Raw genomic sequence first — 25,821 nt, forward strand, 5'->3', positions numbered from 1 at the left:
AGATGGGCTTTCACCTTATCAATTAATACTTAAAATTCATCAGTAAATGACGTTAAGAAATCGATATAATAATCAACAAAATCAAGATAATTTTGTTTTTCAACACATTCGTCAACTTGATGAGGTCTAATACCAGGGCCGAACATTAAGAATGGGAAGTGCTCATCCTTACCACGAAGTAAGTTAGACGCATCTGTAACCGCAACAGTCGGCGTAATAATTAAACCTTCCTCATTAGGGAAATGTGCTTGTGCTTTCTCATGGCCAAGTTCTACCAATCTATTTTTACCAGTTGTTACAACAGGCGCTAAATCAAGATAGATTTCTTGAGATAAACTTGAACCATTTTCGTTAGCTTGTTTTAAATATTTATTAAATAATTCTTTAACTTTGTCATTATTATATTCTGGTATAGTACGCACGTTAAATTCAGCAGTCGCACTATCCGGTACAGAATTGACTTGTGAACCACCGTTAAAGATACTATTTGTCATGACTAAACCTTCAATTAAATCTTTAGCCTGTTCTTTAGTGACATTTTCAGGTAATTGACCTGCTAACTTATTCACCATATTACTGTAGTCTAAAGACTCACCTTTAACAGTTTGCGTAAGTTCTTCATATTCTTTATCAATATTTTGAATAAATTCGAGTAGTGGTTTAATCGCATTTTCACCTAAGAATGGCATTGAACTATGTGAAGATCTACCTTTAGAAGTGATTCGGAAATCCATAGAACCTTTATGCGCATAGACTAAACTTGGATAAGACGGTTCAGCGATAAGTAACGCGTCTAAATCGTCTGCATAGCCTTTTTCATATAATTGTGAAGAACCTGCTTGTTCCATTTCTTCACCAACAGTCGCCATAAATTTAATTGTACCTTTATTTAACTGGTTACTTTCTTTAATTTCGATTAACGCAATGGCTAATGCTGCTAAACCTGATTTCATATCAGCAGCACCGCGTCCATACAAGTAACCATTATCTTCAGTCAATTCAAATGGATCGTAAGTCCAGTCATCATGATTTCCTTCAGCGACCACGTCCATGTGACCTGAAATACCGATGACAGGTTGACCTGAACCAACAGTGGCAATTAAATTGGCACGTCCTTCTGAAACTTCATCTAATTCTGATTCAATTCCATACTTGTCGAACCACTTTTGTAAGTATTTCGCTACTTCCAATTCATTGTCGTTCACTGTTTTGATTACGACGATATCCGATAGAATTTTGACTCTCTCTTCATTTGTTAATACACTCATGAATGATTACCACCTTTCCATGACTTCTATACCCACTCACTTTGAAAATTAATTTTCCGACAGAAAGTGAACTTTATCAAATTTTAATATTTCATTGATACAACTTAAATTACGTATAAGGAAAATTAAAATTCTTAAGCGCTGGTGCACTTTAATAAGGGGGAGGATATCATCATCATTGACCTTTATCAGTGTCTCTCTATTCATCATATCAGTTTTCCCTACTCTAATTTTATAGATTTGAATAAATATTTCTCCACTAAATAAAAAAGAGTGGCACAGAAATATAATTTGTCAAAATTAATTTCTTTGTACCACTCCGGCAAGGATGACTAAGATTGAAAGAAGCTTAGCATAAGTGCACTTTCAATTCAGATATCTACTGCCAATATGTTAATTAAGGTTGAGACAATTATCTATGTTACAGCCTCCACCTATAAATCTTATTTACTTGGTGTAGAAAGTGAGTAGCCAATCGTCACTGCTACGACACGACTATTATCTACTACAAACAATACACCTAAACCTTTACCTGAAGGTGTATAACAAAAAATACCGCCATCCTTGTTTTTATTATGACTTTTCTTAATTAAATCTTTGCCATAAGCTTTTTTCAGCTGATTTAAGGTTAAATCTTTAGTCACAGTAAATTGGACTTGTTTAGCCTTAATCCCATCATTTGCGACACCTTCGAAATGTTGATCATACTTATCGACCATTTTAGTACCAGTCGAATGTGTCAATTTAATTCCATTAAATGTCACATTATTACTCTTAACGGCTTTAATAAATTGCTCTTTAATTAAGAATGATCCATTTCCTTTAACGTAACCTTGATACGTATAGTAATGTGAGTTTGTAGCTTGAGCAATGCCATTAACTGGTGAAGCCGTAGAAACACCCACTCCTACTAATGTTCCCATTGCGATAGTTGATGCTACAAATACTTTAGTTAGTTTTCTCATGATAAGCTATCTCTTTTCTAAATTTAATGTTGCTTGTTCATTACGTATTAATAAATGATTAGCTAGAATTTTTCTCCAGTCACACCTAGTGTTCCGATTGTAATTTTAGTTACTTTATTATTCTTAGTAGTAAATGATATACCATAGTGTTTATTTCCTGGGCTATAAGCATACGTTTTAGTGCCTTTGTGCTTGTTAGGTAAAGCTCTCAAACCTTTACCATAAGCTTCTTTAAGTTGTTTCACAGATAGATGACTTGTAACTTTAAACTCTACGCTACCTGCTCTCGTTTTCTTAGTATTAACTCCACTAAAGCTTTGGTCATATTTCTTAACCGTGCCTTTATATTTGTTCACATGATTTTTACCAGTTGTGTAAGGAATTTTAATTCCATTCATTCTAAAAGTGTCATACTTTAACGAATTAATAAATAGTTGGTTTAAAACAAATGAGGCATGATTACCAGCATATCCTGTAAATGAGTAGTAAGGTGCTGTTGCTGCATGGGCTTGATTCACTGGTGGCGTATCTGTTGAAAGGCCAACTCCAAATACTGTTCCGGCTGCTAACATTGACGATAAGATTACTTTTGTAGTTCTGTTCATAAATGGATCTCTCCTATGTTTTTATTGGAATCGCTATTTATGTACAACAAAGATGGGATATTACGATTCAATTACAATATTACAATGCGATTACATAAAGTGCAAATTTTTCTTTAATGTTTTTTATTACATTCTTGTAATTTTTTATATTTTCAAAAATAATTGGTATGATATATGTAACTTATTATTTCAAAATAGTTCTACTTATGACCCGAAAACGATTATAATAGAATACAGAAAAATTTAATAAGGACGGAGGACAACCATTTGAAAAAGATATTAGCAAGCATCGTAGTGATCCTTCTTGTCGCTGCATTAAGCTTCTCAATTTATGCAGCAATGACGCATGAAAGCAAATCTTCTAATACAGACTCAAATAAAGACAATCAAAAAACTGAAGAGAAACATAAGAAGAAAAATAAATCTAATCAAGACAGCGATCAATATAATGGAAATAATAACGCTAACCAAAGCCAAGAAAATGCGCAATCAGAACCAGCATCTGGCACATATAACGGAAACTCTAATATCAATCATTCCAACAACACAACTAAGCAACCTAGCAATAATCAGTATCAAAACGATAAACAACAAACCAAAACAAACGAAACTAAAGATAAACCATCTAAGAACAACTACAAACCAAGCACGCAAAATAACACGAGCAATAATAACTACAATAACCATTCACAACAAAATAGTCAGAACTCTACACAACCATCAACATCAGAGAAACCTAACAACCAGCAATCTAGCTCACAAAACTCTGAAAACAAACCAAGTAACCAACAAAACAATAACAACAGCACACAAAATAAACACGAGTAATAAAAAAACGTTTATGCAAACAGATGTATGCATAAACGTTTTTATTTTTTATTAATGGAATCTCATACCACCATCAACAATGATAGTTTGTCCTGTAATATAGTCTGAATCACTACTTGCTAAGAAGCTGACAACGTTAGCCACATCTTCCGGTTTTGAAAGACGTTTTAAAGTGATTTGATCAGTGAACTGTTTCCAACCCCACTCTTCGGGTTGATTGTTCTCTTTAGCTAATTTTATTGCAATACCTTCCATCATTGGTGTTTCAACAATACCAGGTGCATACGCATTAACTGTAATACCTTTATCAGCTAAATCACGAGCAGCAACTTGTGTTAAACCTCTAACAGCAAATTTAGTACTACTATATAAAGATAATCCCGCATTACCCTCTACACCAGCTTGAGAAGTAGCATTAATAATTTTACCGCCATGACCTAACTTATTAAATTGTTCTAATGCAGCTTGTATTCCCCAGAATACGCCACCTAGATTGACTCCAATAACTTGATCAAATTGTTCAGGTGTCACTGTATCAATTGGCGTCATTGGACCTAAACCTGCATTGTTAACTAATACATTAAACTCTCCAAAGTGCTCGACCACTTTTCTTAATACTGAAAAGACTTCATCACGATTTGAGACATCAGCTTTAAAGGCAATTGCCTCTTGTTCATTTGTAGTTAAAGATGACGCAGCATTTTTAGCACCTTCTTCATTGTAATCAACTATGGCTAAATTAAATCCATCTTTAAATAAACGTTCAGCAATTTTCAAACCAATACCTTGAGCCGCTCCAGTAACAACAGCTACTTTTTTAGAATTACTCATCCAAATCACTCCTATAGATAATATATTCAATTATTATATTATCACTAAGATATAAGAATGATTTGTAGAGATTGTGAATACTTATTTAAATTTTATATCTTATTTGGCAATTACATATACTTATGAGTTATCATAAATTATAAATAATTTTAAAAAGGTGTTTAACGTTGAAAAAGTTAATTTATATCGCTCTTGTAATTATAGTAGTAGCCATTTGTTATATGATTCTAAATTTCTTATTTTTTGATAAATGGGTTATGTATTCCAGTGAAAAACAATTAAATACCTCTATTAAAAATAAAGATACTAAAAACTTAAAAGAAATTGCTAAAGATAATAAAACTTATCAATTTCTAAAAAGCCAAGATAAAGTTTCTATTAATGGACAATCAGATAATCAAGGTAGCGGTCATATAGGTTATTATCAAGTGAATATTAATGACAAACTAGCTACTCTAACTGTTAAAATTAAGTATGCATTACTACCAGAAAAACCAAAAATAAAATCAGTAGAATTAAATGACTAACTAACAAAAAGACTCTAATACATATCAAATTGTACTAGAGTCTTTTTAGTTAACATAAATGACTTATCGGAAGTTAACTCTCATCGTATATTCGGGGATGATATAATATATAGGTCGCCTATCCCTCAGGCGTCAATTTGACGTAGAGAGGAGGTGTATAGAGTGATGCTTATTTTCGTTCACATCATAGCACCAGTCATCAGTGGCTGTGCCATTGCGTTTTTTACTCATTGGCTAAGTAAACGCAATAAAAATAGGTGACATATAGCCACACCAACAAAAATCCCCTCACTACTCGCAATAGTGGGGGATTGGTGTATAAGTGAATACTTATTTTCGTTACCTAAATTATAACACTGGTGAGTGAAGAAATGCAAAAAGTGTGTATAAAGGACGTCCTATATTATACTCACCTAATGCGAAAAATCCTCAAAAACGTATTGTCTATCATAGAGTTGTAGAGAAGACTATTTTTTAATTCCCATACTACAAACAAACTAAATAGTATGATAAAAGTTATTAAATTCCCATAAACGAGTAAACTTTTAATAGAATTATGAGACCATGCAGTTAGACTGATTAATAAACAAAATATAGATAGAAATAACAATATATTTCCTCGCAAATCTAGGTGAATAGATGTACTTCTATTTTCTTTAATATTTCTCTTCAATATTAAACAGCCAACTAACCCTACTACGATAAAGGGAATATTCATCCAAAATATCCATCTCCAACTTCCTAAAGAGAGTAAACTCCCTCCTACACTAGGTCCTAAAACTGGTCCTATTCCTAAAAGTATACTTAGCGTTCCTAGGGCCGATCCTTGTCTATCTTCAGGAATACTAGTTGTAATAATAGCAGTGGCAGTGCCTTGCAACATTGCTGCTCCGATGCCTTGCAAACCTCGAAATGTGATCAATTGGATAATATTACTTGAAAAACCACATAAAATTGAAGCTATTAAAAACACAATAAGCCCGATACTATAGATATTTATTCGACTAAATTTGTCACTCAATCTTCCAAATATGATAATCGTTCCCGTCAATAATAAAGTATATAAAGTGACACTCCATGTTATCAATGATGTATCAACATTAAATGATTTCGATAAAGTAGGTAATGCAACGTTAATAATCCCACTATCTAAGGTAGATAAAAACATTCCTATGCCTGCGGTAAAAACAACTAAATAATCAAAATATTTAGAAGAAATGTTCAACTATAATACCTCCTCATCTAACTAATTTACTCATACCCATATAACATTTTGCTTAACAATATAATGAAGAAACTGTTATTTGAGCAAGTCAATTAAAATTAATGTTTGATGGGAGTAGTTGTTGAGTCAATTGTTCTAATGTAATGATTTAAATTTGGAAGTTCGTTGTCTTGAATATCGGAGACTTGGAGTCTATTAATTGTTTGATTACAATGATCGATAATTTCGTACTTAATTCTTCAAAGTTGATTATCATACCTACTTGCCTATCTCCTCGCTAACAAGTAAACTTTGATTGTGGAGTAAGCGTTTTCCTAATCAAACTTTGTGGGAGAAGTGAGATGGACTATGATAAACAGACAGATTAAACTCATTCAACTCTTAATCAATAACGCTCAAACGTACATTAGCGGGAATGAAGTTTCGGCTTATTTAAATGTGTCTAATCGCACAGTTAGGAATGATATTAAAGTTATTAATTCTACATTCATTGATAATCTTATAGTGAGTGTTAAATCTAGAGGCTATCAATTAAATTTAGATGCATATTCTATTAGTTTTATTGAGGGACAATTAAATGACAGTATTCTTAAAGAGAGAAAGTTATTAATTACGATTGCTTATAAATTATTGATGGATCATCATACATATACTTTGAGTGAGCTTGCATCACATTTTCATCTATCAAAGGCAGATGTACTCGATTGTGTCACACGTATCCAAACTTGGTGTGAAAAATTTGATGTCACCATCACTTTGAAAAGGAAACAAGGCATCATTATCGATGCTAGTGGTTCGGATTTAAGTAATGCGGTTCTTCATCTGAATCAACTCTCTTCGAATGAAATTAAAGTGGAAGATTTGATTCTGCAAGAATTACCACAGGGACATATTCAGCGTATTCATCATATTATTAAGAAACATATTCAAGCTTCCGAGCTTCAAACGTCAGATAATCAAGTGCGACAATTACTTGTGCATTTAATCTTAATTATTAAGCGCTCTAACTCTGAGGAGTTAGATTGGGAGTCGAATCCAACTTCTCTAGCCATAGCACGACAGTGTATTAAAGATATTAATCAACAACTAGGTTACCAGCTAACTGATGAAACGAGTCAATTGTTTTCATTCTTCATTAGTTATCATTTCAATCAATTTGATTTAAGCTTCCAACAACTCTTTATTCAAAGTTATATTCAACGGTTAATACAATTGATGGAAACGAATGTAGATATTCCTTTTTCTAAAGATTCAATTCTAAAAGAAAATATTTATACGCACTTTAGTCGTACCTACTTACGATTAATGCGCAATGTTTACCTCAACAATCCGCTGACATCTGAAATCAAACAACTCTATCCTTTTATCTTTAACACGCTTTACGATGTAATTCATCAGTTATCTAAAGACACTGACATACAACTTAGCGAAGATGAAATTGCCTTTTTGACGATTCATTTTCAATCATCAATTGAACGACAAATGCACTCGACCATTAACGTCGTCATTGTGTGCTATTACGGCTTAGGGGTTTCAACTTTATTAGCTGAAAGAATTAAGAAATTAAGTCCTTCAATATCAATTGTTGATACATTGAAACTTGAAGATGTTGAGACATATGACTTTGCGCAAGTGGATTTACTCATCACAACGCATGATATCGACTTAAGTCACAAACGTTCATCACACCTTCCGAAAGTGATTCAGGTGTCGCCATTATTTTCGAAAGATGATGAACGCCAAGTTGAACATGTAATTAAAACGTTTAAAAACCCAACGTTACAAAGAGATGCCCTGTCACCAATAGAATTTGTGGTTGAGTCCGACATCGAACAAGATGAACCTTCCATTGCACTCTCAATCTTTAAGAGAACTCAAGAGATTCTAGAAGAACATCAAACGACTTTAGACGGTTACATTGAATCTGCGATGGAACGCGAACGTCAGTCTTCAACTTTCATAGGCAATGGTATGGCGATTCCTCACGGTAATCCTGAGAAGGTGCTGAAATCTCATGTGATTGTCTATAAATTCAAGCACCCCATTCCTTGGAAACAACATGATGTGAAGTTAGTATTCTTCCTAGCGATTGCGAAGAAGGATGCGCAAATGATGAAAAATATGATTCAGTCACTAGCCCAACTTGATGAACATACGGTTGATCAGTGGTGTATGATGGAGAACCATGACTTTAAAAATAAGTTAATCGCTCAAATTCGAGAATAATTGCCACTAATAACGGCAATTATTCTTTTTTATATAGCATTGAATACGCTTACACTTTAAATAAAGGAGAGTGAAAGCGATGAAAATACTTGCTATAACATCATGTCCGAACGGTATCGCTCATACATATATGGCTCAAGAAAAGTTAGAACAAGCTGCTAAAGAAATGGGCGTAGATATCAAAGTAGAAACACAAGGCGGTGTAGGTGCTGAAAACATTTTAACTGCCAAAGAAATTAAAGAAGCAGACGGCATCATTATCGCTGCTGATAGACAAGTTGATCTTTCACGTTTTAATGGTAAACGCCTCATTAATGAGAACGTGCGTGAAGGTATCCATCATCCAAAACAATTAATTCAACGTATCATTGATCAAGACGCCCGTATCTATCATGGAAATGATTCAGAAACTCACAGCCACAATTCTGAAGAAGATAATGAACATAAAAGTGGCATGCAAATGGTCTATCAACACTTAATGAATGGTGTCTCTTTCATGGTGCCATTCATCGTTGTAGGTGGATTGCTGATGGCCATTGCTTTAACTATAGGTGGCGAAGCGACTTCTAAAGGCCTCGTCATTCCAGAGCATTCATTCTGGAAATCAATTGAAAATATTGGAAGCTTATCTTTTAAATTTATGGTTCCAATTCTAGCCGGTTATATTGCCGTAAGTATTGCTGATAAACCCGGACTTGTTCCAGGTATGATTGGTGGAGCTATCGCTGCTGACGGAAGTCTCTATGGCAGTACTGCAGGTGCTGGTTTCTTAGGTGGTATTGTTGCCGGTTTCTTAGCTGGTTATATCGCTAAATGGATTAAGCAAATTAAAGTTCCTAAAGCGATGGCACCGATTATGCCAATTATTATCATACCTATTATTTCTTCACTTATCGTAGGACTGATATTTATCTTTGTCATCGGTGCTCCGATTTCAAGTATCTTTGCTGCATTGACGACATGGTTAAAAGGTATGCAAGGCGCAAACATTATTATTCTAGCGTTGATTATCGGCGCTATGATTGCCTTCGATATGGGTGGTCCGATTAACAAAGTTGCCTTTCTCTTCGGTTCTGCATTAATTGCTGAAGGTAACTATGCAGTGATGGGAATGGTTGCTGTAGCAGTATGTACGCCTCCAATCGGTTTAGGCTTAGCCACATTTATTCAAAAACGTAAGTTTAATAAAGCTGAACAAGAAATGGGTAAAGCCTCATTTACAATGGGTCTCTTCGGTATCACTGAAGGTGCGATACCTTTCGCTGCCCAAGACCCACTTAGAACGATTCCAGCTAATATGATTGGTGCTATGGTAGCATCTGTCATCGCCGCGCTGGGAGGTGTTGGAGATAGAGTTGCCCACGGTGGTCCAGTTGTAGCAGTACTTGGCGGTATTGATAAGGTCCTTTGGTTCTTTATCGCTGTCATTATCGGTAGTTTAGTCACAATGATGACGGTTTTAATTTTCAAGAGACATACACCTGTGAATGAAGTGAATTCACACGAGACTGACCCTACCCTTGAAAATGATTCTACATCAGCAAACGATACAACAACACAAAGTAATGTAGCAACGACTGCTCCACAAAGTGAGCCTACAAATGAAAGTAAAGAACATGAAGTATTTGCCGAGAATATTATTGAAATATCAAATACTGAACTTACGCGTGACAATGCGATTGATACGCTTATTTCTAAATTAAATGAACATCACTATATCTCTAATGTTGAAGAAGTTAAAGAAGCTATTCATAAGCGAGAAGCAGAGTCAACTACTGCCATTGGTATGAATGTGGCGATTCCTCATGCGAAATCAAGTGCAGTCAATCAACCTGCCGTAGCTGTTATGCAAAATAGAAAAGGCATTCAGTGGGAAAGCCTTGATGGTTCATTACCGCAATTGGTCTTCCTTATCGCTGTGCCAAATGACAGTAATGATACGCATTTAAGATTATTGCAACGCTTATCAAAAGCTTTAATGCATGATGATACAAGAGACAACCTCGTGCATGCTCAAGATAAAAATGAAATTTACAACATTTTAAAAGAGATATAAAGGAGTGTAAGATATGGTATTGTTTCTTAAGCCTGTATTTCAAGAGCGCATTTGGGGTGGCAATGCTTTAACTCAGTTTGGTTACGATATTCCAAGTGATCAAACTGGCGAATGTTGGGCTATTTCAGCACATCAGAACGGACCTAATGTCATTGAAAATGGCAAACATCAAGGTAAGACGTTAGATGAGGTATGGGAAGAAGATCGTGCGTTATTCGATAACGATTCTAGAACACACTTCCCGCTTCTAACTAAAATTCTAGACGCTCATGATCAACTTTCAGTACAGGTTCATCCTAATGATGACTATGCACTTAAACATGAAGGTGAATATGGTAAGACAGAGTGTTGGTATATTCTTGATGCAGAACCTGGCTCAGAAATCATCTATGGTGTAGAAGCACAAACAAAAGAAGAATTAGAACAACTCATTGATAATAAAGACTTCGACCATTTATTTACTCATGTTCCAGTTCAACCTGGCGACTTCTATTATGTTCCTGCTGGTACAGTACATGCGATAGGTTCAGGCATCCTCATCTTAGAGACACAGCAATCTTCTGATACCACATATCGTATTTATGATTACGATAGAAAAGATAAAAATGGCAACACACGTGAATTACATTTAGAACAAAGTAAAGAGGTTATCGATATTTCTAATCGACAGCCGAATACTTCTCCACATACTAAAGAGATTGATGGTAACACTTATACGCAATTTGTGTCGAATACGTTCTTCACAGTAGAGAAATGGGATGTTTCTGAACATCTAACTTTAACGAAACCTCATCCGTATTGCTTAGTATCAGTCATTGAAGGTGATGGTCAATTAACAGTTGATGACGAAACATTCACTGTTCAAAAAGGTACGCATTTTATTTTAACAACAGAAGATAAAGCAATTCAGTTTAATGGACACATGGATCTAATTATAAGCCATCCTTAAATAAGCATTGCTTATAACTAAAATAATCCCTCGAATTGAATCTTACAATTCGAGGGATTTTAGTATATTATTCAGTTACTTTACTTTCTGCTGCACGTTTAGCAATTTTACGCATAATTGGATCCATCACAGGTTTCATACATATACCGAATATAATAAATCCGAGGCCGAACAATGTGAGTACGACAACTTTAGTAATTAATATTTCAGGTACAATACCACCTACAGTTTCACGTAAGGCGTCAATGGCATAAGTGAAAGGCAGATATGGTGAAATGGTTTGGAAGAACTGTGGTGTCGTTTGAATTGGGAATGTTCCTCCACCCCCTGCGATTTGTAATACGAGCAAGATAATCGCTACAGCTTTACCTGGATTACCTAACATGGACACGCATGTATAGATGATTGAGTTAAATACGAGTGAACTAAATACAGCGATGGTTACGAATAAGACTGGTGATTCCACCGCCGCTTTAAGTATCACTAGGTCACCTATCGACACGATAAGTGCTTGAATGATACCTAAGAGGAAGAAGAAACCAGCTTTACCCATATAGATTTGTCGTGCTGTTAATATAGGTCGCAAATGTTCATGTTTGTTATCTACTGAAAGTAAACTTACCATTAATAAGCCACCTACCCATATTGATAACGCTGTATAGAATGGTGTCATTCCTGAACCATAATCTTTCACTGGGAAGACATCCGTAGTCTTTTTATTAATTGGATTTGCAATTGTGTCTGCTTGCTTTTTCAAATCATTCTTTAATGTGTCTATAAGTTTATCGATAGCATCATCTTTGTCTAGTTTCTTGAAGACTTTATCTGCTTTTTTAAGATCCTTCTCAACGTCTGGCAATTTATTCTGTGCGAAGTCAGCTAGTGAAGCTAAACCTTCTTTCGCGCGTGGTTGATTCTCATTTAATAAATTAACAGCGTTGTCATATCGATTAAATAATGCCGGTAAATTTTGGTTTACTGATTGAGTGACATTGGCTAATTCTTGTTCCAATTGTGGTAAGTCATTGCGCACGAAACTAGCGGCTTGTGCAACATCTTTCTTCACAGTTGGGAAGTAAGCTTGAGCAGTTTTCATGGCATTGATGTAAGTTTGTTCAATACCAGGTAAAGTGCTTTGTATTGTATCAATACGTTCTTTACCATCACTTAAGATATCTTGACCTGCATTAATCACTTGGTTGATTGAGTTCAATTTCGATTGAATTGTAGATAAAGTATTCTGACCTTTATTTAATTGATCTGTAATTTCGTTTGAAACAGCTAATAAATTTTTGTTTAGTTCATTTTTAATATATGAACGGAAGTTATCAAGATTATCACTCAGTTTTGGCAGTCCACGAAGTACTTTTACTGCTTCAGACTGGCCTGAACTACCATTTGATAAAGCATCAATTAATTGATTAGTTGTTCGTAAACTATCATTAATTTGGTTATTCGCCTTTTTAATATGTTTAATTTCTGATGATAAATCTACATCTTCACTTTTCTCTAGTTCTGAAAGAATATCGATCATTTGTTGATTATATTTAGTAGCATTTTCCAATCGAGATTTAATATTCTCAAGTGGTTCTTTAAATTGTGTAGGTTTATCTGATGCGATAATACCATATGCCATGTTCTTCAACGCTTTAATATCTTGTTGAGTGGCTTGAGCTTGTTTGTCTGTCTGATTTGATAATGATAATAACGATTCTGCTAAGGCGGTGTTCATTGATTTAATGTCGTTTTGTGTTAAATCTGAATCATTGTTAGATGAATCACCCATCGTACTCATTTGACTGGTCTTTATATTAGAGTAACTATGCCCTAAATCTTTATGGCTTTGGGTAGCACTTTGTTGCTGTGTCGTTGTCTGATTGTTTAAATCTTTATTCACAGCACCATTCACTTCTTGTGCTCTACCGGCAGCTTCTTGATAGTCTTTCACACGCTGCTTCGCTTGAGTTAAATATCCTTGTGCGTCGTTTAATTGACTACTTGCTGCATCAATGCCTTCACTAGCAATGTCTACACCTTTATTAATCTTAGGAAATTGTGCTGGCACATCATTCGAAGCTACATTGAGTAGTCGTTCGATATTCGGCATATAATCATTAAGTGCTAGGATGAGTTTCGCCTTCTCATTTAAAGCGGGAACAGCGGAATTGACTGCATTGAGTTTATCTTGAGCATCAGTAATATTAGCCTTATATTTACCTAAATCTCTAAATTTATTCGCATATTGATCTAACTCGTCTTGATGATTGTTAAGATAAATAACTTTGTCAGCGAAGTCGTTTATCTTAGGTAATGCATCATTCGCTTGATATACCGCATTTTTAATCTTATTGATTGTCGGCACATTGTCTTCTAATGTTAGACCGACTTTATTTGCTTCAGTTAACAATGCTTTCGTAACTGTTTTATTAAATTGCTCATTGGCTTTCTCTACAACGAGCGATGAACCTGTATCTGTCAGTTTCGCTGCTACGGCATTAATTTTTTGGTTCACTTTGAAATTAACGTCTGCTTTTTGCGGATGCTTTCTTAAGGTGCCAGTAACTTGATGTGTAAACTTACTTGGTATGTATATACCGGCATAGTACTTACCCATCTTAATTTCATGGTCTGCTTTTTCTCTGCTAACAAATTGCCAATCGAAACTGTCATTGTTCTTTAACGATTTGACCATTGTATCGCCGACGTTAATTTTTTTACCTCGAACTTTGTCACCACTGTCTTCATTTACTACTGCTACTTTAATATGGCCTGTATTACCATACGGATCCCACATCGCCCATAAATTGAACCATGCATAGAACGAAGGTAGAATAGCTAGACCTGCTAAGATCACCCAAACACCCGGCGTTTTCGCTACCCTCTTCAAATCCGTGATAAAGAGTTTTAGTGCGTTCTTCATATTCACACTCCTATTGAGAAGGTCTTTAATATTCATTCTTTATAATAACTCTATTTTTATTTTTGAAAATGACTCCCCCATCATTACTTGATCATTGAGGAGATACTTCTATTATTTTATAAAATTTCTAGGAAAGTAATTTATTTTTACAAGTAAGATTTGTATAATAAATGTATTAAGGCGCATTACGTTTCGTTGATAGATATCAACACTATAAGTCATAAGTTAAATTATACCAAATTCTCAATTATTATCACACCAAAATTAAACTTTTCGAGGGAGAAAAAATGTGATGTCGAAAAACAAATTGTTAATTTATTTACTATCAACTACGTTGGTATTTCCAACATTCACTACCCCTACGGCCGTTGCGAAAGATAATACAGATGACATGAATCAACAAACAAAGGTAACTCATAAAAGTTCACAGTCGAAAGAAGATAAACAAGAGCAAACTGATAGCAATCAACGTGCGCACCAAGCTGAAAAAGCTTCTTCTGAGAAATCTCCTTCTAAAGAGAACGGTAAATCTTCTAAAACGCATAAAAAAGATAATGATGTTAAAGCGGATAAAAACAAAGCATCCAATCAGTCAGATCAGAATTCTAACCAGCCGCATCAAACTACAACAGCAGTTACTGATCAAAATAAGCAAAAAAATACAAATTTAGTTGACCAATTTTACCATAACGTTGCTCAAAGTCAGTCTCATATGAACGACCTGTTAAAACCTGATAAATATGATGATAGCTTTAGTTTAACTACATTAATTCAAAATCTTTTTAACTTTGATTCTAATATTTCAAATTATGAACAGTCAGACGATCATACAAGTCAATCACCTTCCACTTCAAATAGAGATGATTCTACTGATAGTGATAACAATGATTCTAAAGAGGTAACATCGAATAAAAATACTAATTCAGACATTCCTTCTGAAGGAAGTCATTCCTCTCATTCTGAAGATCAATCACATCAAAGTAGTACATCATCTTCTAAAGCAGAAACAGATGATTCAAAGGTGAGTGACGCATTATCTCAATGGGAACAAGACGATGATAAAAATACTTCCCAGTCACAAGGTCAATCGTCTCAACAAGATGAATCTAAACAGTCATCAAATCAAACGCATCAATCATCTTCTAATCAAACAACATCACATTCATCAAGTGACAACAACCACTCAAGCGTATCTGATTCAGCACTAGATACCATTCTTGATGAATACAGTGAAGATGCTAAGAAGACCCAATCTAATTATGAGCAGAAATCTAAACATCAGAAGAACACATCGCAGTCTTCTCAAAATAATAATCCGCAACTACCTACAGAGAATGAATTGAAACATAAATCTAAACCGGTTCAATCGTTTGAGAATGATATTAAAAAATCTAATACGCGTTCAACAAGTTTATTCCAACAAGTACCACAAATTGAAGATGGCAAAGTGTCAGACGATAACTTTAATGTGGTAGACAGCCAAGATACTCGTAAATTTATTAAATCGATTGCTAAAGATGCACATAAAATTGGCCAAAAAGAAAAGATTTATGCCTCTGTTATGATGGCTCAAGCTATCTTGGAATCTGACTCAGGTAAAAGTAGTCTAGCTCAATCACCTAACTATAATTTATTCGGTGTTAAAGGCAGTTATAATGGGGAATCTGTGAACTTCAATACACTAGAGGCTGGTAGCGATAACCAAATGTTTAGTATAAACGCTGGATTCCGTAAATATCCTAATTTGAAATCTTCACTCCAAGATTATGCTGACTTAATTAAAAATGGTATTGAAGGCAATCCTACAATTTATAAACCTACTTGGAAGAGCGAAGCATTAACATATAAAGAGGCAACGTCACACTTATCACATTCTTATGCGACAGATCCGAATTATGCTAAAAAGTTAAATAGTATCATTAAACATTACAATTTAACTGCATTTGATAAAAAACGTATGCCAAATCTGAAAAAATATACTCAATCAATTGGAACAGAAACTTCAGGAAGTGATTTCAAACCATTTGTTGAAGCTAGTGGATCTTCTCCATATCCACAAGGACAATGTACGTGGTATGTTTATCAACGTATGCAACAATATGACTCATCTATTTCTGGTGATTTAGGTGATGCACACAATTGGAACAATCACGCTGAAAGAGAAGGTTACACTGTAACACAGTCACCTAAAAACCATACTGCTGTTGTCTTCGAAGCTGGCCAACTTGGTGCAGATACACAATATGGTCATGTTGGTTTCGTTGAAAAAGTCAACGACGATGGTTCAATTGTGATTTCAGAATCTAATGTTAAAGGTCTTGGCGTTATTTCATACAGAACCATTGATGCAGAAGATGCCAATGATTTAGATTATATTCAAGGAAAATAATAAGAGTTACTCAAGATAGCATGTCTCTTCATAGAGCTTGCTATCTTTTTTATTTTCCAGGAAATAGTTGAGTTTGATGTGTATTTAAAATAATCCCTCCATAAACAATGTTTACGGAGGGATTGCTCAATTTGTATTTCATCGTTATATAAGGATGTTACTTTACTATAAATGGTTTCTCCATGATTCGACTGATTCTATTTCGCATGAACGATTTAAAATTTGTTCTATTATGAAATCATGCTTATCATCTGAACGATCTCCCACAGCATCTTCTAAAACTGTGATTTGATAATCTTTATCTGCAGCTTCAAGTGCGGTACTTAGCACCACTCCACTTGTCGAAATACCTGTTAAAACAAGGTGATTAATTTGATTCGCATTCAAGAAGACCTCTAAACCACTACCTGTAAACGCACTAAAACGTCGTTTAGTCATGATTGGTTCATCCTCTGCAGGTTCTAATTCCTCAAGAATTTGTGCAAACGCATCATCCTCTGTCATGGATATACCGCGTTGTTTAAAACTTGAGAACACACGATTATGAGGTGAAACGTCTGCAAAGTTTTTCTCTAATGCAACACGCATAAAGACTACCGGAATTTGGTGTGCGCGTGCTGCTTCTATTGCACGTTGATTTGCTTTAATTAAACTATTAATTTGTGGCACATTATTTGCGATACCTTTTTGCATATCCATCACTAATAGAGCTGTTTGATTTGTCATAGTCATACTCCTTTAACTCTTTTTTCATGAACAGTTTCTACATTATAACGATATGAGATACTCATTCTCCAATTATTTATATTTATTTCCATTGAAAAGTCACCCAAACATTTTAACAATTTTAAGACGTCCGGGTGACTAAATTTATTAATTATGATGCATGATGTTTCTTACGGCGACTTACCCAAATCAACGTGCTTCCAATCACTAAAGCAATGATTGCAAATGGTAAAACACTCAATTTAAGAACTTTACCTGCAGCTGGTAAAGAGATATTGCCGTCGTCATTTAATATTCCACTCAATAAGCCATCACCTGAACCTAATGATAAATTGTTCTCTGGGGATGGTGTATCCATATTACCAATACCATCTAGTATAGAATCTTTAGAGTTTAAATTATCTAATATACCTGATCCATTTGTTAAACCTGCGAGTTGGTTTAATATATCAGCGAGTTGACTACTGTTGTGATGATTACCATGGATTCTATCAAGTAATGATGGGCGATCTTTTATTGGTGATAAAATATAATTTAAATCACCTTTAGCTCGTTTAACACGATTTTGAAGTTGCAATAAGTCATTTGCTTTACCATTTAAAGCGGATTGTATCAGTTGTAACGCATCTGTTTTATCATTTTGAATACGTGTAATGACACTTGCTAAAATTTTCGCTTTATCTTGATTCAATCGTGTCGCTAATATCGTTTCGATTGCTTCTTTTTTATTTTTAGCATTATTTAATACGCCATTTAAAATATCATCTGCTGTTGCGTGACCATTTTTATCAAAATAGTGTTTTAATTGATCAACAATTTGAGATTGACTAAAGTGACCATTGGCTAATTTCTTTGCTATTTGAGAAGCTTCATTGTTTCCTAGTCGCGTAGATAATAGTTCTTTAATCAATTTTTCTTTATTATGTGATTGATCCAACATTGATTTAAGAATATCATCACTTGAAGTAGTGGCAACGCCATCAATCTGCTTCGCGATTTGATTAGCAATGTCTTTATCAGATTGACCTTTAATTTTAATGTTTTTCAATGCACGTTGAGCTTCATTGTTACTCATGATGCTATGAAGTATATTTTCAGTGGTCTTAGCTTTATCTTTATCATTTTTAAGTTGATTTAATATCGCGTTTTGTTGTCCATCAAGTTTTTGATGCGCTCGATCAATTTCACGTTTTAATTTTTGCTTATTATCGTCGGATAAATGGTTATCTTCCTTAACTTTGCTTTCTAAAGCACCTAAATCATTCAATTTACGACTTAGATAGTTCTCATTATTATCATTTTGTCGTGATTGTCTCTGTGCAAGCGCATGTGTGATTTTATCACTACCTTGTAAGTCCTTAGTGATTTTTCCAATCGTATCCTCAGCATTATCCCTATTTTGATTAGCTTCTGATTTTAGTGTTGCTATATCATGCTCAATTTGATTTTGACGCTCTTTGTTATCAGATTGATTTGAAGTCTTTTTATCACTTTGACTCGTACTAGAACTTTCATTTGAGCGGAGAGAATCCACATCATCTTTGATAGAGTCTAATTTCTTGAAAATGGTCGTATCATTCGCCTGTGCTTTAGTATCATTGTCTTTAGCTTCTGTATTCTGTGTATCTTCTTTATGAATAGCGTCTTTATTGGGATGGTCTTCATTTACACCATTGTTTTGTTGATAGTTATCAACATTATTAGAAATGGCATCCAAATCTTCTAAAAATTGATCTAACTCCTTAGACGCTTTTGAATTGTTGTTACTATCATTAGAGACCGTTGAATTTACTAACTTTTCATTATGTTGTCTCGCATCTTCAATAATAGCATCTATTTTAGAGTCATCTTTGGCACGATCTATACGAGTTTGATAATCTTTGATATCTTCTTTTGATAAGTCTTTTAAGTGATTTAATTTATCTTTAGCTTCTTTAATGTGTTTACTTAAAGAATGATTTTGATCTTGCGATTGTGTCATCGTACGAGATGTCTCTGTAGAATCTGCGTGTGTATTGTGGGTAAATCCATAACCAATGATTGTCCCACTGACAAGTAGTGCTGTACATGAGATTTTTAAATATCCGCTAAGTTGGTGTACACGTGTTCTCTTCATATATTTACTCTCCTTCTATAGATTTCCCAATTACTCAATTCAATGCCATTATATACCATTTTACATAAAGATACACTTATCATTTTTATTACACTCTTTTAGATTTCTGTAGATTATTTAAAAATAATATTAAATATAAAATCACATTTCTTGTAAGTTTGACTTAAATGGTATTATACTTCGTTATAACCTTGATTAGTTAAACAAAATATCTAATCAAGCGTAATCAAATAAGGTAAGGAGTTCTCAAAATGGCAAAACCTTTATATACTACGACAATGATTTCAAATGGTGGCCGTGATGGTCGCGTATTTAGCCCTGATAATACATTCGTTCAAAATCTAGCCACACCTAAAGAAATGGGTGGTCAAGGTGGTAATGACACGAACCCTGAACAATTATTTGCTGCTGGATATAGTGCATGCTTTAACAGTGCTTTATCATTAATTTTATCTCAAAACAAAGTAAACGATGCTAACCCAGAAGTAGAAATCACTATTGAATTAATTAAAGATGACACTGACAATGGCTTTAAACTTGCGGCAGATATCAAAGTAACACTTGAAAATATCTCACAAGAAGACGCTGAAAAATATGTAGAACAAGCTCATCAATTCTGTCCTTATTCTAAAGCAACACGAGGTAACATCGACGTGCAATTAGAAGTAACAGCACAATAAAAAATACGGTAAAGCCAAGCCATTAAAAAATCCCCTTACTATCACCAGTAGTAAGGGGATTCTTTGTTTATCCTACTTTAATTTAACGCGACGCTCTTGAATTTTAGCATCATCATCAGAAACCTTCACAGAATATTGTTTCTGCGATGTTAAATCTAGTAATGTTAAGTATTGATTATGACCTGCGCCAGTATCAATATCTATGACACGAGGTTCAATATGAATGTGATCTTTCTTATATCCTAATCTATAATTCGGCACATGACCGTGAACAATAACTTTATTTTTAGGTAAGAAGTGGTTTAAATTTTCTGGAGCATGGCCTGTAACAACTGCTCTTGATTGTTTGCGCATCGACTTACTTGTATCAATTCCTGCATGTACAAAAATATATTGACCAATGACTTTATAATATGGAAGTTCGTTGATAAATTGATGCCACTGTATCGCTGGTTTGTCTTTACGTTCGAGCCATCTTAATTCATGATTCCCCACTAACGCGATAGCCCCGTCGTTTACTAATTGTTTTACAAATTTTAATGTCCCCACTGAATCTGGACCATTATTGACATAGTCTCCGATAAGTACTAGTTGGTCATCTTTTGCATCATAGTGAGCTGCTTTCAGCAATCGCGCTAGAGACTTACCATGCCCATGAATGTCCGATACTGCTAATAATCTTTTAGGCATCTGTGCATCACGCTCCTCTCACTACTACTGAACTCTTAAAGCTTTTTCTTTCTTTGATACGTTTCTAATATGAATAAAATGATTGAAGTAATACCTATAGACATTATTGCCATTGCCATACCTTGGGCAGAATCTCCTTGCTCAAATTGACGGTAAATAAACGTTGAAGATGTATCCGTATTAGGTGGTCTCAACATTAACGAAGCAACTAATTCTCTCATAGATATGCAAAATATAAGTATCCATCCAGAAATAATGCCTGGTCTTAACAAAGGAAATGTAATTGTTCTGAACAATGTCCATCCTTTACTACCTGAAATCTGAGCTGCTTCAATAAGATTTTTACTTAAACGTTGATCAACCGTTCTTATGTTTTGAACAGCGTATGGAATATAAAGCACTGTGTAAGCAACGACTAATATTCCGATTGTATTATAAACCGGTAAGGGATTATGTTTATTATTCCAGAAAAGGATTAGCCCAATAACCACAATAATACCAGGTACTGTGTTTGGTAATAAACTTGAAAAGTCAATCACCCGACCTAAAGAATTACGTCTTCGTGTGATTAATACAACCCATAGACCAATTAAACTTGCTAACGTAGCCGAAATAGTAGCTAACATGATGCTATTAAATAAAGCTATGCCACCATTACCCGATAATACATTAACAAAGTTTTGCAAAGTAAAGTTACTTAGATGAAATCCTGACGATAACTGTTTCATAAAGGCATTCATAAAGATACTTGCATAAGGTAAAACGATAGTAACGATAATTTCACAAATAATAAATACATAACATAATATATTCCACTTACTGCGAGAATGAACTTTCACTTTATGTCCTTTTCCAGCATTAGAACTTAAGTGATTTCGCGATTGAAACCATTGTTGAAATGCCCATACTGTCATACTCACAGCTAATAATAAAGTAGATAATAACGCTGCTCTTTGAAAATCAATCGGCCATATAGAAGCACTATGATGAATTTCTGAGGTTAATACCTGAAAGCCTATTCTGTTTCCCATTGTGACTGGTGTACCAAATTCTCCGATTGTTTTAACGAAAATAAGCAATGCTCCCATACTATATCCTGATGCAAAAAGTGGCGCTATAATTTTACGAAAACGATAAAAGAATGTACCTCCGTAAATTTCAGCTACTTCTTCTTGTGATTGATGAATTGTCATGAGTGCATTTTTCAAAATAATATATAAAAATGGTGTCAAGTGGCAACTCATGATCAACACCATCCCAAAAAAGCTAAAGAAATATGGTGTCACACGTGAGAAAATGGGGCTGAGTTGTTCCAACAGCCCATTTCTCTGCATTGTTAGCATCCATCCCATTGATCCGATATAAGGTGGTGTCATAAATGGAATCATAATAACAAGATCTAACCATTGATGTTTAGAAAGTGACGTCTTTGTCATAATATAGCTCAGTGGTAGTGCAATGATTGTGCATAATATGACGACTGAAATACCTAAAATAACTGAGTTCCATAATATTTTAAGGTGGTAAGGTTGACCTAGTTGTTGGATGTGTTCCCCAAATGTGCCATCCTCACTAGACACAAACCCTTTAAAAAGTATTAAACATAAGGGCAAGATGATGAGGAGGAACAACACAATGACTGCTAGTACTTGGTTCACACGATAGAATGAAGAATGATGTCGCATATTATCTCATCAATTCCGTGAACTTTTTCAATACTTTTTCACTCTTATCACTTAAATGATTCCAATCATATTTATACTCTTTGATATCTTTAAGTTTAGCTTTACCTTTTTTCTTCTCTGCTGTTTTGTCTGCTGGAATTAAATAGTGATCATCCACTTGCTTTTGGCCTTTAGAACTAGTGACATAGTTCATATATTTTTTAGCTAACTCTTTATGTTTTGATGATTTTAGAATAAATGCTGGACGCGGTGAAATCGCTGTCCCTGATTTAGGATATTTGATGTCTACCGGTTCACCTTTTGCTTTCGCTGCATATACCATGTAGTCTACACCACCATATACAACATCATTGTCACCTTTAATCACTGATTCTAATGCAGGTTTATTCGCACCAGCAAGTTTCATGCCATTTTGCTTCAATGCTTTATATTCATCCCAAGCTTTACTTCCTTCGTTATTCACTTTAATAGATAATAAATCTAATGCCGTACCAGATTCTGAAGGATCAGGAATGGCAATTTTATTTTTAAATTTAGATTGAGTTAAGTCTTTGACGTCTTTAGGTGGATTTTTAACGTTTTTAGTATTGTAAGATAAACCTAATGCACTGCCACTAAATCCATAATAGTATCCGTCTTTATCTATCCAATCTTTATATAATTTTTTATGATTTTTAACTTTATAAGGTTCAATTAACCCTTTCTTCTTATAATCTAATGCTGCAGGTAGTGATGCGAGTTGAACTACATCTGCTTTAGGATTATCTTTTTCAGCTTCTAAGCGACCAAGAATTTCTCCAGTAGTTCCTTGGAAAACTTGTACTTTTTTACCTGTTTGTTTTTCGAATTGTTTGACCATATCATTAACTAAATTATCTGGTCCTGCTGCATATAAAACGAGTTTATCTTTACTATTTCCGTCATTTGAACTCGATTTAGAACTATTACTCCCTTTGTCGCCATTCTCTGGTTTATTTTGACATGCTGCTAATAAAACTACCGTTGCAATTAAGATTACGATATATTTAGTGAACTGCTTCATGTTTAGTTTCCCCCATTTTTATAAAGTAATTTTCAGGAATATCAAAGGTTAAATTGACCGTCTCATTCTCTTGAAAATAGTTACTATCGTAAAACATAATCGAGACACCATGCGATGATGCTGTATATTGATAACGTTCACCTGTGAAGCTCACTGTCTCAATGACAGCGGGTGTCGCTTTCGAATGAGTTGCTTCTTCTATATGTACGTGTTCTGGGCGAATTAATACGCCATATTTCCCCTCTTTAGTTTGGATAGAATGATTAAGTTGAAAACCTTCATTCGTGCTTAAAACTTGATTATGACTCACGCCTTCTAAAAATGTCCCCTTCCCAATAAATGTGGCAACTTCCTTGTTCTTAGGATGTTGATACAATGTTTCAGGCGTTCCATATTGAACGATACTTCCATTCGACATGACTGCAATATAATCTGACATACTCATAGCTTCATATTGATCGTGTGTGACGAATATAGCGGTCATGTCATATGTTTTAATTAATCTTTGAATTAATAACTGCATATCTTCCCTTAAACTTGCATCTAAAGCCGATAATGGTTCGTCCATCAATATCAGTTTGGATTGTGAAATAATTGCTCTGGCTAATGACACACGTTGTTGTTGGCCACCTGAAAGTTGATGAATCGCTTTATCATAGTGTTCTTCCAAGTGTACCTCTTTCAGTGCTTGCATCACACGTGTTTTTAAATCTTTCGTATCTTTATTTACCTTCAATGGATACGCAACATTTTGGAAAACAGTCATGTGTGGCCATAGTGCGAAATCTTGAAAGACCATCCCTAAGTCTCTCTCAGCCGGTGATACATATGTATGTTGGTTAGAATCATAATAAGTGCGCTCATCATGATTTATACTTCCAGAATCTGGTGTTTCTAAACCGGCAATTAATCGTAACAACGTGGTCTTACCACATCCTGAGGCCCCTAGGAGCGATACAAATTTACCACTCTCAATCGTTAAATTAATATCTTGAATCACAGTCCTTGAACCAAATGATTTTTTAATATTTTTAAGTTCTAAAACCACATCCTCACCTCTTTCAATTACTACTATAGAAAAAGATTGTTAATAATTATTAAACAGAATGTTAACGCTAACTCAAAAAATTATATGTAATATGTATAAATGTATAGAGAAAATTTATATTTGGGAGGTGACATGCTTTGAATACAAAGCAGATGATGATATTTAAGCAGTTTGTTGAATTTCAAAATGAAAATGCGGTAGCTGAATCAATGAATATTACTCAACCGACCGTGACATTTCATTTAAAAAATTTAAATAAATATTATGGTATTCCTTTATATTACAAAAAAGGAAAGCATTTTAAATTAACTGAAGCTGGGGAATTGTTATATCGAAATACAACTAAATTATTAAATTTAATGCAGGAAACAAATGATGTCATGTCAGACTTCAAAGCTTCTAAGCGAGGAACTTTAAAAATTGGTGCAAGCCATGCGCCTGTTTACCACATTTTGCCAGAAGCCTTTAAAAGTTATATGAATAATCATCCAAATATACAAATTGATTTAACAGTAGATACAGCGCCTCATATCATTGATAAATTGAGAAGTAGAGAAATTGAGTTAGCTGTCATTTCTGAAAATGCCTTTTACGAGAATGATTTAAAGGTAAAACGTTTTATGGAAAATGAATTAATGATAGCTATGGACAAAGAACATCCACTAGCTCATAAAGAAGCGTTAACTATGAAGGATTTAGAATACTATGATTTTGTTATACATAGTGGAGGATCTACCAGAGAAAGTATTGATGAGTGGCGTCGTGATAATTTAGTACAACTTCGTGCACGTATGCAATCGAATAGTTTGAGTAGTATTTTAGAAACGATTAAACATTCTCATTATTTAAGTTTAATTAGTCATAGTGCAATTCAACATCGTCAAGACATCGTAAGTAAAAAGCTACCTAATGGACCCAGACCTCGATACATATCAATAGTTTACCGTGATGATATGTATTTAACTCCAGTTATACAGAATTTTATCTCACTCATATACAATGTAAATTTCGGGGAAGCTCCAAATCAACGTACGTAGATAACGTA

Annotated in this window: 20 protein-coding genes and 2 pseudogenes; 10 read left to right on the forward strand and 12 right to left on the reverse strand. The window is 34.4% G+C overall.

The genetic code is table 11. The annotated features are described in order from the left end of the window. Nucleotides 1–29: 29 nt before the first annotated feature. The 3 genes from HMPREF2642_RS04805 to HMPREF2642_RS04815 all read right to left on the reverse strand — a co-directional run bounded on the left by HMPREF2642_RS04805 (nt 30) and on the right by HMPREF2642_RS04815 (nt 2,838). Nucleotides 30–1,268 (reverse strand): ArgE/DapE family deacylase, encoded by a 1,239-nt coding sequence (locus HMPREF2642_RS04805; protein ID WP_070597703.1) that lies wholly within the window; start codon nt 1,266–1,268, stop codon nt 30–32. Between the two features lie 443 nt (nt 1,269–1,711). After that, entirely contained in the window at nt 1,712–2,233 is a 522-nt protein-coding gene (locus HMPREF2642_RS04810) for an immunodominant staphylococcal antigen IsaB family protein (RefSeq protein WP_002436274.1), read from the reverse strand. Between the two features lie 62 nt (nt 2,234–2,295). Then, entirely contained in the window at nt 2,296–2,838 is a 543-nt protein-coding gene (locus tag HMPREF2642_RS04815) for an immunodominant staphylococcal antigen IsaB family protein (protein ID WP_023351002.1), read from the reverse strand. A 267-nt stretch (nt 2,839–3,105) separates the two neighbouring features. On the opposite strand from HMPREF2642_RS04815, the gene HMPREF2642_RS04820 reads away from it, so the two are divergent. After that, entirely contained in the window at nt 3,106–3,666 is a 561-nt protein-coding gene (locus HMPREF2642_RS04820) for a hypothetical protein (protein ID WP_030062675.1), read from the forward strand. Nucleotides 3,667–3,717: 51 nt separating this feature from the next. Here the strand turns inward: HMPREF2642_RS04820 and HMPREF2642_RS04825 are convergent, their stop codons facing one another. Then, nucleotides 3,718–4,497 carry a (S)-acetoin forming diacetyl reductase gene (locus tag HMPREF2642_RS04825; RefSeq protein WP_030062676.1) on the reverse strand — a complete coding sequence of 260 codons (780 nt, stop codon included), beginning with the start codon at nt 4,495–4,497 and terminating at the stop codon, nt 3,718–3,720. A gap of 167 nt (nt 4,498–4,664) precedes the next feature. On the opposite strand from HMPREF2642_RS04825, the gene HMPREF2642_RS04830 reads away from it, so the two are divergent. The 3 genes and pseudogenes from HMPREF2642_RS04830 to HMPREF2642_RS11835 form a co-directional block, all read left to right on the forward strand. Further along, nucleotides 4,665–5,024, forward strand: a complete 360-nt coding sequence (locus HMPREF2642_RS04830) for a hypothetical protein (protein WP_030062677.1) — start codon at nt 4,665–4,667, stop codon at nt 5,022–5,024. Between the two features lie 162 nt (nt 5,025–5,186). Beyond that, nucleotides 5,187–5,285 carry a type I toxin-antitoxin system Fst family toxin gene (locus tag HMPREF2642_RS11575; RefSeq protein WP_121909925.1) on the forward strand — a complete coding sequence of 33 codons (99 nt, stop codon included), beginning with the start codon at nt 5,187–5,189 and terminating at the stop codon, nt 5,283–5,285. Nucleotides 5,286–5,400: 115 nt separating this feature from the next. Continuing rightward, nucleotides 5,401–5,487, forward strand: a pseudogene (locus HMPREF2642_RS11835) (recombinase family protein); the annotation flags it as partial. 42 nt (nt 5,488–5,529) lie between these two features. Here HMPREF2642_RS11835 and HMPREF2642_RS04835 read toward each other — a convergent pair. Further along, a pseudogene (locus HMPREF2642_RS04835) lies at nt 5,530–6,249 on the reverse strand (MFS transporter); the annotation flags it as partial. Nucleotides 6,250–6,597: 348 nt separating this feature from the next. Here HMPREF2642_RS04835 and HMPREF2642_RS04840 point away from each other — a divergent pair. From HMPREF2642_RS04840 to manA, 3 genes are all read left to right on the forward strand, one after another. Beyond that, on the forward strand, nt 6,598–8,475 hold the full coding sequence (locus HMPREF2642_RS04840) for a BglG family transcription antiterminator (protein ID WP_030062679.1): 1,878 nt from the start codon (nt 6,598–6,600) through the stop codon (nt 8,473–8,475). Between the two features lie 79 nt (nt 8,476–8,554). Further along, entirely contained in the window at nt 8,555–10,531 is a 1,977-nt protein-coding gene (locus HMPREF2642_RS04845) for a fructose-specific PTS transporter subunit EIIC (protein ID WP_064212224.1), read from the forward strand. Nucleotides 10,532–10,544: 13 nt separating this feature from the next. Next, nucleotides 10,545–11,480 carry a mannose-6-phosphate isomerase, class I gene (gene manA, locus HMPREF2642_RS04850; protein WP_030062681.1) on the forward strand — a complete coding sequence of 312 codons (936 nt, stop codon included), beginning with the start codon at nt 10,545–10,547 and terminating at the stop codon, nt 11,478–11,480. A 67-nt stretch (nt 11,481–11,547) separates the two neighbouring features. On the opposite strand, the gene HMPREF2642_RS04855 is transcribed toward manA, so the two are convergent. Beyond that, nucleotides 11,548–14,400 (reverse strand): YhgE/Pip domain-containing protein, encoded by a 2,853-nt coding sequence (locus HMPREF2642_RS04855; protein WP_049427766.1) that lies wholly within the window; start codon nt 14,398–14,400, stop codon nt 11,548–11,550. Between the two features lie 292 nt (nt 14,401–14,692). Between HMPREF2642_RS04855 and HMPREF2642_RS04860 the strand changes: the two genes are divergently transcribed. Beyond that, nucleotides 14,693–16,789, forward strand: a complete 2,097-nt coding sequence (locus HMPREF2642_RS04860) for an amidase domain-containing protein (RefSeq protein WP_030062683.1) — start codon at nt 14,693–14,695, stop codon at nt 16,787–16,789. Nucleotides 16,790–16,954: 165 nt separating this feature from the next. On the opposite strand, the gene HMPREF2642_RS04865 is transcribed toward HMPREF2642_RS04860, so the two are convergent. Beyond that, complete coding sequence (locus HMPREF2642_RS04865; protein ID WP_030062684.1) at nt 16,955–17,515, reverse strand: cysteine hydrolase family protein; 561 nt, start codon at nt 17,513–17,515, stop codon at nt 16,955–16,957. Between the two features lie 151 nt (nt 17,516–17,666). Then, a complete protein-coding gene (locus tag HMPREF2642_RS04870) occupies nt 17,667–19,631 on the reverse strand; it encodes a Rad2 family DNA repair protein (protein ID WP_030062685.1) in 1,965 nt (654 codons plus the stop codon). 251 nt (nt 19,632–19,882) lie between these two features. Here HMPREF2642_RS04870 and HMPREF2642_RS04875 point away from each other — a divergent pair, with 251 nt between their 5' ends. Further along, nucleotides 19,883–20,311 (forward strand): organic hydroperoxide resistance protein, encoded by a 429-nt coding sequence (locus tag HMPREF2642_RS04875; protein ID WP_030062686.1) that lies wholly within the window; start codon nt 19,883–19,885, stop codon nt 20,309–20,311. 72 nt (nt 20,312–20,383) lie between these two features. Here the strand turns inward: HMPREF2642_RS04875 and HMPREF2642_RS04880 are convergent, their stop codons facing one another. From HMPREF2642_RS04880 to HMPREF2642_RS04895, 4 genes are read right to left on the reverse strand one after another with little or no spacing between them, the layout of a single operon-like run. Continuing rightward, nucleotides 20,384–21,001 carry a metallophosphoesterase gene (locus tag HMPREF2642_RS04880; protein ID WP_030062687.1) on the reverse strand — a complete coding sequence of 206 codons (618 nt, stop codon included), beginning with the start codon at nt 20,999–21,001 and terminating at the stop codon, nt 20,384–20,386. Between the two features lie 35 nt (nt 21,002–21,036). Then, a complete protein-coding gene (locus HMPREF2642_RS04885) occupies nt 21,037–22,686 on the reverse strand; it encodes an ABC transporter permease (protein ID WP_030062688.1) in 1,650 nt (549 codons plus the stop codon). 1 nt (nt 22,687) lies between these two features. Next, complete coding sequence (locus tag HMPREF2642_RS04890) at nt 22,688–23,728, reverse strand: ABC transporter substrate-binding protein (protein WP_030062689.1); 1,041 nt, start codon at nt 23,726–23,728, stop codon at nt 22,688–22,690. Then, nucleotides 23,712–24,776, reverse strand: coding sequence for an ABC transporter ATP-binding protein (locus HMPREF2642_RS04895; RefSeq protein WP_030062690.1), 1,065 nt, complete (start codon nt 24,774–24,776; stop codon nt 23,712–23,714). The genes HMPREF2642_RS04890 and HMPREF2642_RS04895 overlap by 17 nt, the downstream gene beginning before the upstream one ends. Nucleotides 24,777–24,913: 137 nt before the next feature. On the opposite strand from HMPREF2642_RS04895, the gene HMPREF2642_RS04900 reads away from it, so the two are divergent. Further along, on the forward strand, nt 24,914–25,813 hold the full coding sequence (locus HMPREF2642_RS04900; protein ID WP_002436383.1) for a LysR family transcriptional regulator: 900 nt from the start codon (nt 24,914–24,916) through the stop codon (nt 25,811–25,813). The last annotated feature ends 8 nt before the right edge of the window (nt 25,814–25,821 follow it).

This window comes from Staphylococcus sp. HMSC055A09 (assembly GCF_001809655.1).
In the GTDB taxonomy this organism is placed as follows: Bacteria; Bacillota; Bacilli; order Staphylococcales; family Staphylococcaceae; genus Staphylococcus; species Staphylococcus capitis.